8 protein-coding genes are annotated in these 15,509 nt (G+C 47.7%); 6 read left to right on the top strand and 2 right to left on the bottom strand.

Annotation, left to right across the window (positions count from 1 at the left end; genetic code table 11):
- Positions 1-591: 591 nt before the first annotated feature.
- Complete coding sequence (locus HNR77_RS25750; protein ID WP_184190427.1) at positions 592-954, bottom strand: iron-sulfur cluster biosynthesis family protein; 363 nt, start codon at positions 952-954, stop codon at positions 592-594.
- A 231-nt stretch (positions 955-1,185) separates the two neighbouring features.
- Between HNR77_RS25750 and HNR77_RS25745 the strand changes: the two genes are divergently transcribed.
- Positions 1,186-1,794 carry a DUF1349 domain-containing protein gene (locus tag HNR77_RS25745; protein ID WP_184190426.1) on the top strand — a complete coding sequence of 203 codons (609 nt, stop codon included), beginning with the start codon at positions 1,186-1,188 and terminating at the stop codon, positions 1,792-1,794.
- A 363-nt stretch (positions 1,795-2,157) separates the two neighbouring features.
- On the opposite strand, the gene HNR77_RS25740 is transcribed toward HNR77_RS25745, so the two are convergent.
- Complete coding sequence (locus tag HNR77_RS25740) at positions 2,158-2,628, bottom strand: SET domain-containing protein (RefSeq protein WP_184190424.1); 471 nt, start codon at positions 2,626-2,628, stop codon at positions 2,158-2,160.
- A gap of 188 nt (positions 2,629-2,816) precedes the next feature.
- Between HNR77_RS25740 and HNR77_RS25735 the strand changes: the two genes are divergently transcribed.
- The 5 genes from HNR77_RS25735 to HNR77_RS25715 all read left to right on the top strand — a co-directional run bounded on the left by HNR77_RS25735 (position 2,817) and on the right by HNR77_RS25715 (position 14,911).
- On the top strand, positions 2,817-4,373 hold the full coding sequence (locus HNR77_RS25735) for an ABC-F family ATP-binding cassette domain-containing protein (RefSeq protein WP_184190422.1): 1,557 nt from the start codon (positions 2,817-2,819) through the stop codon (positions 4,371-4,373).
- Between the two features lie 383 nt (positions 4,374-4,756).
- Positions 4,757-10,039 carry a fibronectin type III domain-containing protein gene (locus HNR77_RS25730; protein WP_184190420.1) on the top strand — a complete coding sequence of 1,761 codons (5,283 nt, stop codon included), beginning with the start codon at positions 4,757-4,759 and terminating at the stop codon, positions 10,037-10,039.
- Between the two features lie 342 nt (positions 10,040-10,381).
- On the top strand, positions 10,382-12,226 hold the full coding sequence (locus HNR77_RS25725) for an assimilatory sulfite reductase (NADPH) flavoprotein subunit (RefSeq protein WP_184190418.1): 1,845 nt from the start codon (positions 10,382-10,384) through the stop codon (positions 12,224-12,226).
- Between the two features lie 53 nt (positions 12,227-12,279).
- Positions 12,280-14,001 (top strand): assimilatory sulfite reductase (NADPH) hemoprotein subunit, encoded by a 1,722-nt coding sequence (gene cysI, locus HNR77_RS25720; RefSeq protein WP_184190416.1) that lies wholly within the window; start codon positions 12,280-12,282, stop codon positions 13,999-14,001.
- Between the two features lie 193 nt (positions 14,002-14,194).
- Positions 14,195-14,911, top strand: coding sequence for a YebC/PmpR family DNA-binding transcriptional regulator (locus tag HNR77_RS25715; protein WP_145403727.1), 717 nt, complete (start codon positions 14,195-14,197; stop codon positions 14,909-14,911).
- Positions 14,912-15,509: the final 598 nt, after the last annotated feature.

Here is a 15,509-nt window from a genome sequence, read left to right as displayed (position 1 = left end):
AACCGTCGCTCGCATATGGACCCCCGCGCTTAGGGCTTCGAAGAAATCGCAGCATATGGTGCTGGGCTTGACAAAAATGTTCATAGCAACGATTCCCAGAGACGCTATTTGCCGCTTTTTACGCGTTCTGAAATTCTAACGATCCCTGGAGAGCTTATTTTGGGAAAATAGCTCCATTTTCAACCGCAAAGGCGGTTTTCAAACGTAATAACGTTACTGTGAATCGTTAGATTTTCAATCGGTTCATTTTCGGCTAAATAAGGCTTCTGGAGATCGTTAGAATTTGGACGCGTTGGGCACTGTGTCGGGTTTCAGTGTAGATGCTGTAGATGTTGCTATTACAACTGTGCAGGTACTATTACGGTTATTGTGACTAACGCCGATGTAGATGTAAATGTAGCCTAGATATGCTTATAGAAATAGATGCAGATATAGATATAGATATAGATACAGGTACAGATATAGATACTGTTAGCAATGCCGGTGTAATTTTTTGATGCATGAAAAATAGGAACAGGTACGTTATGGTGCATGAAGAGTAGAGAATAGGTCGGTTATTGGTTCAAGAAAAGCAAGAAATAGCCTACTCTATTATAGGCTGCAAGCGTCAGAAGCACTTGCGGTTCCGACAGCGGCTGCACGGGCATCACGAAGTCTGAGATTACTGCTGATCACACCGGAATCACTGCTCAATGTGTAGGCAGGATAGTTTGCCTGTGCATCCAGCTTCATGCTGGATTCGAGATTGAGCTGGTGCTTGGGGTCCACGTAGAACGGAACAAGATTCGTTTCAATTTGCTCATCCAGCGCAGCCGGTTCATCTACAATAAGCAGCACGACAACACCGTTGCATCCGCAGCCTTCCATATCGTAAAATACTTTGAAAAATCCGGGCTGATCGTTCAAGCTCTCCGTTAAACGTTGGGCAGCCAGATCTGTAATTTGAATATGCATATCATTTCACTCCTCTATTGATGAACATTGTTGTCTGTTAGAAAAATACATGTTGCTTCTAGTGGTATTATACCACTTTGTCGAAAGTGAAAACATTGTTCACTCTTTCATAGCCTGAAGGCCAGATGTTCCGTCAAATAGGCCTGAAAGTACGAGGGAAGTATACCAGAGATGTCGAATAGATTATACAAGCACGTATACATACAATAGAAGAAAGGATGGAAAAACACGATGTCATCCAATTTTGTTCAGCTTCATCAAGGGAAATGGACAACCGAGCCGGTTCATACCCGGCATGACGGAGAGTGCTTGCTTGTACAGGCGCAGGAGGGCAGTGATTTTTGGGAAGAGACGTTTTACGGCTTCTGCCATCGGAATGGACATGCAATGCTTGCTCCTTGGGATGGTTCAGAGGCAGTGGAGGTATCGTTTGATCTGAGTTCATTTACGGAACTATATGATCAGGCAGGTTTGATGTTGTGGCATGCAGAGCATCAGTGGATCAAAGCCGGAGTTGAAGTGAACGATGGTGTTGTACATGTTGGGGCTGTAGTTACAGACCAGTTTTCCGATTGGTCGCTGTCTCCTGTACCGGAGTGGGGAGGACGGATTGTAACGATTCGCGCTTCGTACCATCAGGAGTCCGTTGTTATTCGTGCGCGGACGGATGAGCATCCATGGCGTACGATACGTGTGGCTAGATTTGCTTATCCTGAGAACAAGCAGGCAGGACCATTCCTTTGCTCGCCCAAGCGAGCGGGGTTTGAGGTTGCTTTTACAAGATGGGCCTATACTGCACCTGATGAAGACCTGCATACCGATCCGCCGATTTGTGATTAGGACGTGTCTTGAAACCTGCTGAGGTGCATCTGTTATCCCCTATTCGCAGGTTTGATGTTCTGGAGAAAATGGAATCCTGCGGCTTACGGAAAAAAAAGAGGAATTTCGTTGCGATTTCCACCAATGATTGAAAGGTATTCCAAGGGATGCTGATGAATTTCCATGCAGATAAAGCAACGAATTTCAAAAGATTCCCCACGCAGACAAAGAAGCAAGTTTCCCCGGGAAACTTGCTTCTTTTCGTACCATTCGTACAATGCACTTGAGTGGCGTGTATAAGTGGATACATGTGTGAATCATGTGCGTATTAGTTATCAAGTTCAAGTATTAGTTTCTTTTGCTACCTATTCTTACACTTCCCGGTTACTTCTTCCCGGAGTCATCATCCGGTTGTTCGCTCTTAGGCAATGCCTCTGCTTCTTCCTGCTCCTGCATCTCCCGCATACGTTCTTCATAATCATCCAGGAACCACAGCGGGTCCATGTTATCTTCCTCACCGTTATAGTTGATGAGAATTTCCTCACCAGCCTTGATATCGGTATAGGCATAGAAATCAAAGGTGTGATTTTCAAAATTAATATCATACGTCGCGTTAGGCTCATACGAATGGTTAATCAAGCTGCCGTAACCCAGCAGGATGGCGGTATGATTGGCACCGTATTCGAAAACGTAATCCTCCAGAATGGTTTTCTCAATATGCTCATGATCTTCATTCGGATAAGGCACAACGGGTGCCTGGTGGATTAACTGGCCTTTGGCAATATCAACTGTGGCGAACACCCCGCGGTTAAATTCACCGCCGTCGCCCAGCCTGGACTGTCTTACTTCAATCATCGCATTCACCTGATGCTCTCACGGAGAGCTCCGTTCTATATAATGGTTGTATTTCAGCTAAGGCAAAATTTTACCTTATACGCAGGCATAAGGCAAATGCAACTATTTTAAAATAGGGCGTTGAGTTGTGCGGGAGATAACGCTTATAATATACAAAGAATTAAGTCTATATAGAAAAGGTGCCATGAATGAGTATATTAAATGTAGAAAAATTAAGTCACGGTTTTGGTGACCGTGCTATCTTTAACGATGTGTCATTCCGCCTGCTCAAGGGTGAGCATATTGGTCTGATCGGGGCGAATGGCGAAGGTAAATCCACCTTCATGAATATTATTACAGGCAAGCTGCAGCCGGACGAGGGGAAAGTGGAATGGTCCAAACGGATGCGTGTCGGTTATCTCGACCAGCATGCGGTGCTGAGCAAGGGACAATCGATTCGCGATGTACTGCGCAGTGCATTCCAGTACCTGTTCGACATGGAGCAGGAAATGAACGAAATGTATGGCAAAATGGGCGATGTTACGCCTGAAGAGCTGGAGCAGCTGCTGGAGGACGTTGGTACCATTCAGGATACACTGACCAACCAGGATTTTTACATGATCGATGCCAAGGTCGATGAAACCGCTCGTGGTCTGGGCTTGACCGATATCGGTCTGGACAAAGACGTCAACGATCTGAGCGGGGGACAGCGGACCAAGGTTCTGCTCGCCAAGCTTTTGCTGGAAAAACCGGATATCCTGCTCCTGGACGAGCCGACCAACTATCTGGATGAACAGCACATTGAATGGCTGAAGCGTTATTTGCAGGAATATGAGAATGCCTTCATTCTGATCTCACACGATATTCCATTCCTGAACAGCGTAATCAACCTCATCTACCATATGGAAAATCAGGACCTGACCCGTTATGTGGGTGATTACAACCACTTCCAGGAAGTATATGAGATGAAGAAGCAGCAGCTGGAGTCGGCGTACAAGCGTCAACAGCAAGAGATTGCCGATCTGAAAGACTTTGTAGCGCGGAACAAAGCCAGCGTAGCCACCCGTAACATGGCGATGTCCAGACAGAAAAAGCTCGACAAGATGGACGTTATCGAACTGGCCAAAGAAAAACCGAAGCCACAGTTCAATTTCCGTGATGCCAGAACATCTGGCAAGCTTATATTCGAAACCAAAGGTCTTGTGATCGGATATAACGAGCCGCTGTCCAGACCGCTGGATCTTCGTATGGAGCGCGGGCAGAAGATTGCACTTGTCGGTGCCAACGGTATCGGTAAAACAACACTGATGCGCAGCATCCTGGGTGAAATTCAGCCTTTGGAAGGAAGCGTTCAACGCGGTGAAAACCTTGAAATCGGTTATTTTCAGCAGGAGATGAAGGAAGCGAACTACAATACTTGTATTGAAGAAATCTGGCAGGAGTTCCCTTCCTATACCCAGTTTGAAGTACGGGCCGCTCTTGCAAAATGTGGACTTACGACCAAACACATTGAGAGCAAGGTTGCTGTCCTCAGCGGCGGCGAGAAAGCCAAAGTACGTCTGTGCAAGCTGATCAACAACGAAACCAACCTGCTGGTGCTCGATGAGCCGACAAACCACCTGGATGTCGATGCAAAGGATGAGCTGAAGCGTGCACTGCAGGCGTACAAAGGCAGCATCCTGCTGATCTCGCACGAACCGGAATTTTATCGAGATGTCGTGACAGACACCTGGAACTGTGAGTCCTGGACAACCAAAGTGTTCTAATCGGGCAAGCGTTTGAGCAAAAAAAAGCTCAGCAAAAGTATAAGTAGGCTTATCAAAAATAAAAGCAGCTTATAAAACAGCTATATTATAACGAGGACGCGTATTTCACTTGCTAACAGCAGTGAATACGCGTTTTTTGTCGCATCCACGTGAAGCGCAAATAGGACAAAAGAATGGTTGACAGTCTGAAAAGCAAACGATATTCTATGTTTAGAAAGCGGTTACATTACGCGAGTGAAAAAATCTGTTTTGATATGACACGGGCAAGAAAGATACGGACTTCCGTAACGTTACCTGATTGCGCTTGGCAGATAAAAAGCAGGTCTTTTTTTTAATCCTGAATGAAACCGGTTTCATTAAAATTGCAAAGGAGCGAATCGATATTGGATAAGCTGAAAAAGCCAATTTCAGTCCTGTTATCTGCTGCACTGCTCTTATCATCAGGACCGTTCATGTACCCGAACAGAGCCCACGCAGATGAGGCTTCGAATCCCGGTTCCAGCCCGTGGATTCAAGACGATTTTTCCGATGGAGATTATACAGCTTCACCTGCATGGAATGTCATCTCAGGCAGTTGGGAAGTGACAGCCGATCCGGCGGAAGCATCGAATCAGGTTCTTTTTCAAAACAGTACGGATGAAGGCTTCATCTCGACCGGAGAGTCCGTAGCGGACAAGACGGTATCCATGCGTTTTTATACAGGAGAAGCCAAGGGGTATCCCGGCATTTTGCCACGCTTTCAGGACAAGAATAATTATTACTATTTTCAAATGCAGGTGCCTAACAATAAACTCTTTTTTACCAAAAAAATAAATGGTACAGATACCACGCTGCAATCGGTGGACTATACGTTTAGTAAAAATACGTGGTATACGCTCAAAGTGGTGCTTTCAGGTACATCGATTCGTGCTTATATTGTGGATAACGGAACGGACCGATTGGTGTTTGATCTGAATGATGCTTCAATTGCTACAGGTACCGTAGGCATTCGCAACAAGTGGCAGACCGTACATATTGATGATGTGGTCATTGCGGAGCCGCCGCGTGTGAATGAAGCTGAGCTGACAAGTGATGGAGCGACAGCATCCTCCGTTTCGCTGCATTGGCCAGAGATTGAAGGGGCAACTGAGTACCATTTGTACCGTTCAAACACCAGAGAAGGGGGATACGCTCTAGTAAATCAGGTAACATCATCCACTTATGTGGACGAGGGGTTGAGCTCGGATACGACCTATTATTACAAGCTTGCCTACAACTATGGAGGGTTAACCGAGTCGCAGTGGTCAGCTCCGCTTGAAGCCAGAACCGTGGCCGAGGCACCTCAGGCGCCAGGTAATCTGAAAGCGGTAGCGCTTACATCAACAAGTGTGAAACTAACCTGGGATGCGGTGAATAAGGCCACGAGTTACCGAGTCGCTCGGGCTGAACAGGGAACAGAATCATATGAACAGATATATGAAGGCAGCGACTTGTCGTTTACCGATCAGGAGCTTGTGCCCGGAAAAAGTTACAGCTATCGGGTGACCGCAACCAATGCTGCGGGTGAATCATCATATAGCACGGTGGAAGCACAGACGTACAGCTTCAACTCTCCTGCAGGCTTTGCTGTCTCCGCTGTAACGGATACGTCCGTTTCTTTAGGGTGGGACGCACTGCCGGGCTCGGAAGTCTCCTACACCGTGTCGAGGGCAACAAGTGCTTCAGGAACGTATCAGCAAGTCTATACCGGAAATGCAACCACGATGCAAGATACGGGTCTGACGATGGGCACGGGTTACTTCTATACGATTCAGGCCAAAGTGGATGGCAAGGATACACCTGCTTCCGTGCCGCTGGGTGTATCCACAGTACGCACAAGTATAACGCCTGGTCAGCTGTGGCCGGATCAGAACGGCAAACCGATTGATGCGCATGGCGCAGGTTTCTTATACGATGAAAAAACAGAAAAGTACTACTGGTATGGGGAATATCATACAGGTGGCTGGCCTGCCATGGGCGTACGAGTGTATTCCTCCAAGGATCTGCTCAACTGGACTGACGAAGGCATGGCTCTTACGATGCTGCAGTCCATGGATGATTTTGACACGAACCCGCTAATTAAAGAGCTGTATGCCGGGCGCGAGGATCGCGTGGATATTTGGGCAGACATTCGCAAAGGACGGATTATCGAGCGGCCAAAGGTTATTTACAATGATAAAACAAAGAAATACGTGATGTGGGCCCATATGGATGGAGACAAGGACCCATATAACAACAATGCCAACTATGGTAAGGCGAGGGCGGGGTATGCTATCAGTGACTCACCGACAGGGCCTTTTGTATATCAGAAAAGCTACAGGATGGACATGGCCCCTGAAGGTGAGAAGGACTACTTCCCAAGCGATAAGGGCATGGCTCGTGACATGACACTATTCAAGGACGAGGATGGCACAGGTTATCTGATCTATTCCAGCGAGGAAAATCTGACGCTCTATATTTCCAAGCTCACCGATGATTACAGTGATGTCACAGGCTGGCATAAGGAAGGGCGCACGGACGATAAAGGCAATCCGGTTCGCGATACCGTGTATCAAGCGGAATATGGTGTTGACTACGTGCGCGTGTTCCCGGGTGGACAGCGCGAAGCACCGGCGATATTTAAATACCAGGGCAAATATTACATTTTAACATCAGGGGCTACAGGGTGGGCGCCCAATGAAAATAAAGTTACCGTTGCGGACCATATCTTCGGACCCTGGTCGGCAATGAGCAATCCGTTTGTCCGTACACTTTCAAGTGATCCTGACCCTGGGAAGGCGTTTGGAACACAGGCGACCTCGGTCATCCCTGTTGACCCGGCAAAGGGCAAGTTTATTTATGTGGGGGATACGTGGAACGGGGGCAACTTTGCGAATGATGCCGCCAAGTATGTGTTTTTGCCAATTGAATTCGGCATCGGGTCGGATATTGCGATCAAGTGGTATGACAGCTGGACTCCCGATCTGCTGAATTCGATGGGTAAGGTAGATATTGTGGATAAACTGCCAGAGGCGGTGAAGCTTGGCGAAGTTCCAGCCCTGCCTTCCACCGTGAAGGTGCGTGATGGTGATCAACTTGTGTCAACGCCAGCGGTCTGGACGATTAATCATCGGGCGATGACTGCTGAGGACTTTGCCAAGCCGGGGCCGCTCACGTTGCAGATCACGACACCCGAATATAACAACAAAACGCAGGCAGTTCGTGTCTATGTCATTCCTGACAATACCTTATATTTTGTGAACAGTGGTGGTTATGAGACGGCGGATTACAAACTGATGAGTGATTACATGACAGATACGCTGGTTCATCCGGGTGTGGTGGATCAGATGTATGCTCCGGCAGAAGGGCGGTCATGGGGATACGTGAGTGCGGATGCATTACCTTCTGGCTCCAGCGGGGGAGATATTTTCTCGACTGTGCGTTATTTAAACGGAGGGAATGTCGGCAACTCGCCCAAAGGCAAGGATCTGACTTACAATTTTGATGTTCCTAATGGTGTATATGATGTATACGCGGGATTTAACGATCCGTGGACAAACAGTTCACGCCGCGCGGATTTTCTGATTAACGGTACCAATACAGGAGCAGTTACGTATATTCCTGCAAGTGTCAGAGCACATAAAGGCATAGAGGTGACGGGCGGCAAAATTGACGTCACTGTGCGCAACACGGCCTCTCAGGACCCGTTGATTAGCTGGATCATGATTGTAAAGCCTGATCAAACAGTCCCTGTATACGGCAACGGCGGCTTGCGCAGTGTTTCAGCTAATTCTTCCGCTGTAACGCTCGCATGGGATGCACTTCCAGGCGCAGCAAGCTATAAGCTCTATCGCTCAGATCAGGAGCAGGGTTCCTATGAGAGGATCTATTCTGGCGCACTTCAGGAGTACACAGATTCCGGGCTGACTGAAGATACGACATACTATTATAAAGTCGAGGCACTGGACGAGGCAGGTGTTTCACTTAAAGGACTGTCTGATGCGTATTCCGTGACAACGACCCTGCAGTCTGCTGCGGAGGTGGCTTCAGCTATTACAACCCTTGAACAGCCAACAACTGCTTCTTCCAAAATCAAGCTGCCTGTGCTGCCGCAAGGTTTCACAGCATCCATTCATTCCAGCACTGTACCATCGATCATACAGCTGGATGGCACCATTATTCTTCCAGCCACTGAAACGACAGTGCGCATTGAATTGGAGATTACACGTGCCTCGGATGGAAGCAAGGCACTAACGATTCCTTTGTCTGTTAAAGTGCCTGCACGTACCACATCACCAGGCGGCTCTGATCCAGGAGGTAACTCAGGCGGAGGATCAGGAGGCAATTCCGGCGGCGGTTCTGGTGGAGGAACAGGGAATAGCTCAGGCGGTACGGGTGGAAACAGTTCTTCAAATCCGGGCAGTAACGGCGGCCAAACAGGGAACGGTAACACAGGGCCATCACTTGCTTCTCCTCAGACAGGAGCGGATCGCGCGATCGTAGAGCTGCAGCCATCCGTGGATGCCAAGGGCATTGCACAGTCCAAGGTGGACTCCGCTGTTATTGAAGCGGCAGTGAAAGCTGCACCGCTTACGGGAGATGGCACACGTCTGGTTGAATTTAATCTGAAGGCGGCTCCGAAAGCGTCTGCTTATGAGATAACGCTGCCCGTCTCATCAATGCTCGAACAGAAGGCATCCGATATATTCCGTATCGTATCAGAGATAGGAGCGGTTGAGCTTCCTGCTGAATTGCTTGTGAAGGAGGGAGTCCAAGACGGCACAATTGCTGTGAGATTTGTGCATGCAGCACTGCCACAAGCCGCTGCGGATCGCTTGGGTTCAGCCCAGGGCGTACAGCTTGAGCTCAAGGTGAACGATAAAGCATTCTTGCCGAAACACAAGATATCACTGCAATTGCCGTATGTTCCATTGAAAGACGTTGCAACAGATAGAGTCATTGCTGTGCAAATCGGGCCAAACGGTGAGATAACACCACTGCCACAAAGCTATTATGATGAAAAACGGGGTGAGGTTGTATTTTCCGGTTCATCTTCTTCTTTAACTGAGACGTATGTTGTTGTACCTATGGAGGAAGCATTTGCTGATCTGACAGACGTACCTTGGGCACAGAAAGCGATGGAAGCACTCGCTGTTCGAGGTGTGGTTGATGCAGCAGATCGCGAGGGAATCACGCAGCTGCATCCGAAAGAGGATATGACACGTGCACAATTTGTACAATGGCTCGTATCATCGTTGGGACTAAAAGCAGCATCTGCTGATCCGTTTAAGGATGTAACCGAGCAATCGCCATATTTTCATGCGATTAATGTAGCGCGATCTCTTGGTATTACAGATGGAGCCGGGAATGGACGTTTTCTGCCTGAATCTACGATCACCCGTCAGGAGATGATGGTGTTAACGGTGAGAGCACTTGAGGTGGGTGGAATTATTGATGAAGGAACACAACAGGGTGCCGCAGGCGAGCTGGCTCAATTCAAAGATGAAGGCAAGATACGTTCTTATGCGAGAGACAGCATATCAACACTCGTACATCTGGGCATCGTAAGTGGTTATAATGGTGAAGTCAAACCACTGGCTGAAGCGAATCGGGCTGAATCTGCCGCACTGCTCTACGCCATGATGAGCAAGCTTGTCTGGAAAAAGTGACGATGTATCGATCTATTATTTTATATCCATCCTGCTATTTCGTATCAACATAGTTTCATTTATGATGTACCCGTTAAACTAGACAAAAGCTTGCTTTGGCCTGAGCTTCAGGTTGAAGCAGGCTTCTTTGTTATATTCATTATACTGTCTGTATAGAAATAAAGGCTGCCATATGTGAAACCACTAAATTAGCGCGTTTTGTTCCTTTATTAGAGAAACTGATAAATGGTATAAAATCATTGAAATTGACCCTTATCCCCCGGTGTGTTAGGTTGAAAGTAGAAATTAATATGATCATTTTAGTAGGAATTAAAATTGAAGCAGTGCGTGAGGTGGCAGATGGTGGAACTTCAAGTGACAAATAGTCCTTTTAATCAAGAGCAGGTAGAGTTGCTCAATCGTCTTATTCCTACATTAACGGACGGACAAAGACTGTGGCTTAGCGGATATATTGCCGCATTTCAGGCAGGAGCGGTGGCAGCAGCACCGACAGGTTTGGTTGGATTGAACGGGCAAAATGCAACAGGGGCAGCAGCAGCTGTAAGTGCTCCGGCCGTATCACGTGAGGTTACGGTACTATACGGCTCTCAGACAGGCAATTCGATTGGACTTTCGAAGAAGCTTGCTAAAAAGCTGGAGGAACAAGGACTGCAGGTGACTCTGTCATCTATGGGGGATTTCAAGCCGAACGGACTGAAAAAAATTGAAAATCTCCTGATTGTAGTCAGCACACATGGTGAAGGGGAACCGCCGGATAATGCGATTTCATTCCATGAGTTCCTGAATAGCAAACGAGCGCCTAAGCTTGACGGGCTTCGTTATTCCATCCTGGCGCTGGGAGATACTTCATATGAGTTTTTCTGTCAGACAGGTAAAGATTTCGACAAACGGCTTCAGGAATTGGGCGGCACAGCGCTGGTTCCCCGGGTTGATTGTGATGTTGATTTTGATGAGCCGGCTGCGGAGTGGATGAATGATGTCCTTGCTTCGCTCAGCAGCACACCTGCTGCTGCTGGAACGGTAACCAGTGAAGCTGTCACCGCTGCGGTAAGCAGTGGGGAATCCGAATTCAACCGTACGAATCCGTTCAAGGCAGAGATATTAGAAAATCTGAACCTGAATGGCCGTGGATCAGACCGCGAGACACGTCATATTGAGCTGTCTCTGGAAGGGTCTAATCTGGATTATGAGCCAGGTGACAGCCTGGGGGTTTTCCCGGAGAATCACCCGCGTCTTGTTGACGAATTGATTGCAGCTATGGGCTGGAACGCAGACGAACGTGTGACTGTTAACAAAAATGGAGACCAGCTGTCTGTCTATGAAGCCTTGCTGCGTCAGTACGAAATTACGGCAGTAACCAAACCAGTGGTGGAGCAGCTTGCCAAGCTGAGTCCGGAGAGCGGGTTGGCGGCGTTGCTGGCAGATGACGCTGAATTCCGTAACGTCATGAACAGCTGTGATCTGCTGGATCTGGTTCAGGATTATGCTTTGAAAGGTATTGCTGCGGCTCCGTTTCTGGCAGTGCTTCGTAAGATTCCGGCACGTCTGTACTCCATTGCAAGCAGCTCCAAAGCTTTCCCGGACGAGGTTCATCTGACTGTACGAACAGTGCGGTATGAAGCACGTGGCAGAGAACGTTACGGGGTATGCTCTGTACATCTGGCTGAACGAATTGAAGCAGGGGATACCTTACCTGTTTATATTCAGCATAATCCCAACTTCAAGCTGCCTGAGAACCCGGACACCCCGATTATTATGGTTGGACCTGGGACAGGGGTTGCCCCATTCCGAGCTTTCCTTGGTGAACGAGAGGAGATCGGTGCAGAGGGCAAAACATGGCTGTTCTATGGGGATCAGCATTTCTCTACAGACTTCCTGTACCAGACGGAGTGGCAGCGCTGGCTCAAAGACGGCGTGCTGACCAAGATGGATGTGGCCTTCTCACGTGATACAGAACAGAAGGTATATGTACAGCACCGTATGCTGGAACATAGCAAGGAATTGTATCAATGGATTCAGGAAGGAGCAAGCATATACATCTGTGGCGATGAGAAAAAAATGGCTCATGATGTGCATGCAGCACTGATATCCATTCTACAGCAGGAAGGCGGCTTGTCACCTGAGCAGGCAGCGGACTACATGACGCGTTTGCAGCAGGAGAAACGTTATCAGCGGGATGTGTATTAATCCCCGGCTGAGCCGAAGGAGTATTTTCCGCAGAAACGAGAGGAGAAAGCAGCATGGCTTATAACAATTTACTTAACCCGCAGCGCACAAACAGCGATGTGGAAGATATAAAGATCAAAAGTAATTACCTGCGCGGCAGTCTCACCGAGACGCTGGCTGATCGCATTACCGGCTCCATTCCAGAAGACGACAACCGTCTGATGAAACATCATGGCAGCTACATGCAGGATGATCGTGATCTGCGTAACGAGCGCAACAAATCCAAGCTGGAGCCTGCTTACCAGTTCATGCTGCGTGTAAGAGCTTCCGGCGGGATTGTTACACCCGAGCAGTGGCTGATGATGGACCGTGTAGCTCATAAATATGCGAATCAGACCATTCGTCTGACCACACGTCAATCGTTCCAGCTTCATGGTGTATTGAAATGGGACCTCAAAAATACAATTCGTGAAGTGAACGATTCTCTGCTCAGCACATTGGCTGCATGCGGAGACGTGAACCGTAACGTGATGTGCAACCCGAATCCGAACCAGTCCGAAGTTCATGCTGAAGTGTACGAATGGGCTTGCCAGGTGAGCAACCACCTTGACCCTCGTACTCGTGCTTATCATGAGCTGTGGCTGGACGGAGAAAAAGTGATCGACTCCCAGGAATCCGATGAAGAGGTTGAACCGATCTATGGCAAAGTGTATCTGCCGCGTAAGTTCAAGATCGGGATTGCCGTGCCTCCTTCCAATGATGTGGATGTATTCTCACAGGATCTTGGATTTATCGCGATTGTGGAGAATGGCAAACTTCAAGGCTTCAACGTATCGGTCGGTGGAGGCATGGGCATGACTCATGGGGATTCGAAAACGTATCCTCAGGTATCCAAGGTGATCGGCTTCTGCACACCAGAGCAGATGATTGATGTTGCAGAAAAAACGGTGATGATCCAGCGTGACTACGGGGATCGTGCGGTCCGCAAGCATGCGCGTTTCAAATATACAGTGGATGACCGCGGTCTGGAATGGTTTACCGATGAGCTGACCAGCCGTTTAGGCTGGAGTCTGGAAGCGGCACGTCCGTATCATTTTGAACATAACGGAGATCGCTATGGCTGGGTGAAGGGCAGTAACGGCAAATGGCACTACACATTGTTCATTCAGAATGGTCGGGTCAAGGATGTGGACGGTTATCCGCTCATGACGGGATTGCGTGAAATTGCCAAAATACACACCGGTGATTTTCGTCTGACTGCAAACCAGAACCTGATCATTGGCAACATTAGCAGTCAGAAAAAGAAAAAGATCGAAGCGTTGATTCAGCAATATAATCTCACAGATGGTGCTCATTATTCTGCGCTGCGCAGAAGCTCTATGGCTTGTGTTGCACTCCCGACGTGCGGTCTTGCTATGGCTGAGTCCGAGAGATACTTGCCTTCTCTGATTGACAAGCTTGAGCCTGTGCTGGATGAAGCAGGGCTGCGAGATGAAGAGATTGTCATTCGCATGACAGGCTGCCCGAATGGATGTGCCAGACCGATGCTGGCAGAGATTGCTTTTATCGGGAAAGCACCGGGCAAGTACAATTTCTACCTGGGTGGCAGCTTCACAGGCCATCGTCTAAACAAGCTGTATCGTGAAAATATCGGAGAAGCTGAGATTCTGGAGATTCTGACGCCGATGATTAATCAATATGCCAAAGAGCGTAATGAAGGTGAGCATTTCGGGGACTTTGTAATCCGTGCGGGTTATGTACCTGAAGTGCTGGACGGTAGACAGTTCCACGCGTAACCTGGTGTTGCCTGAACAAAGCATTCCTATACGGAGTGCTTTTTGTTCGTGCGTCGGGATGAAGGATGAGAGATGGCAACATGCAAGTCATGATTCCCATGATTTCGTAGTTATGAACTTGTTGAACCAGACACAAAAAGATATAATGACAAAGTAGAAAGCAGATTACATGTTGAAAGTGAGCGGAAACGATATGGGTCGTAAGTGGAATAATATTAAAGAAAAGAAAGCTTCAAAAGATGCAAACACAAGCCGGGTCTACGCCAAATTCGGCGTTGAGATCTATGTAGCGGCCAAGAAGGGCGAACCGGACCCGGAAGCAAACCGTGCGCTCAAGGTCGTTCTGGAGCGTGCCAAAACGTATAATGTACCTAAAGCGATCATTGACCGTGCCATGGAAAAAGCGAAAGGCAGCGGGGATGAGAACTACGAGGAGCTGCGTTACGAAGGCTTTGGACCAAACGGTGCCATGGTCATCGTGGACGCTCTTACCAATAACGTAAACCGTACAGCACCTGAGGTACGTTCGGCCTTTAACAAAAACGGAGGCAACATGGGTGTCAGCGGTTCCGTTGCGTACATGTTTGATCCGACAGCTGTCATTGGCGTGGAAGGAAAAAACGCTGAGGAAGTGCTGGAAATCATGCTGGAAGCAGATGTAGACGTTCGTGACATCGTGGATGAAGATGAAGCGGTTATCGTATACGCAGAACCGGATCAATTCCACGCCGTACAAGAAGCCTTCAAGGCTGCTGGCGTGACGGAGTTCACGGTGGCCGAGCTGACGATGCTGGCGCAGAACCATATTGAACTGCCTGCGGATGCACAAGTTCAGTTCGAGAAGCTGATCGACGCGCTCGAAGACCTGGAAGATGTGCAGCAGGTGTATCATAACGTGGAGTTTGTGTAAGGGAGAAGGGGACTGCGGTGATAACGGCGGTTTAAAGTCTTTCTAACCGAGTTAAGCATATAAAAATGTATAGCAATCATCAATTTTGTCACTCAGCGAGGGTATACATGCTATCTCCAAGTGATTCATGTGATGATGTACGTTTTCATAGCCTGTATTGTATTTAACTCACTTTTTGTATGGGGAAAATCCATATGAGGAGTGAGTTTTTTATGTTGTTTGAAGATGTTTACAAAGAGTTTCTTTTTGATTTGGAGATTAAGAATTATAGTATCCGCACTATAAAAGGGTACAGAAACAACAATCGGGCGTTTCTAAGAGATTAACACCTCTCACATCAAAGCATACCTTATGAATTTAAAAATGAAAGGATTATCAGAGTCATACATTAATGGAATACAAAAAAATATTCGTTCATTCTTTAACTTCATTGTGGAGGAAGGGTATATTGCTGAAAAGCGAAATCCAGTATTAGGTTTGAAGTGAATGAAAGAACCTAAAGTTCTTATAATAACTTTCAACGATTACGAAGTGAAACGTTCAATCAACCAAGAGATGTTTTAGAATTAGAATTGGTAGCGGATGAAGTACAACTAAC

The organism is Paenibacillus sp. JGP012, from assembly GCF_014203995.1.
GTDB lineage: Bacteria > Bacillota > Bacilli > Paenibacillales > Paenibacillaceae > Paenibacillus > Paenibacillus silvae.
The sequence above is the reverse complement of the archived record's forward strand: the minus strand, read 5'-3'. Positions and strand labels throughout refer to the sequence as shown.

Coding starts and splice junctions, on each gene's coding strand:
- HNR77_RS25745 (WP_184190426.1), top strand. CDS start 1,186: ATGTCATCCAATTTTGTTCAGCTTCATCAAGGGAAATGGACAACCGAG.
- cysI (WP_184190416.1), top strand. CDS start 12,280: ATGGCTTATAACAATTTACTTAACCCGCAGCGCACAAACAGCGATGTG.
- HNR77_RS25740 (WP_184190424.1), bottom strand. CDS start 2,628: ATGATTGAAGTAAGACAGTCCAGGCTGGGCGACGGCGGTGAATTTAAC.
- HNR77_RS25715 (WP_145403727.1), top strand. CDS start 14,195: ATGGGTCGTAAGTGGAATAATATTAAAGAAAAGAAAGCTTCAAAAGAT.
- HNR77_RS25750 (WP_184190427.1), bottom strand. CDS start 954: ATGCATATTCAAATTACAGATCTGGCTGCCCAACGTTTAACGGAGAGC.
- HNR77_RS25735 (WP_184190422.1), top strand. CDS start 2,817: ATGAGTATATTAAATGTAGAAAAATTAAGTCACGGTTTTGGTGACCGT.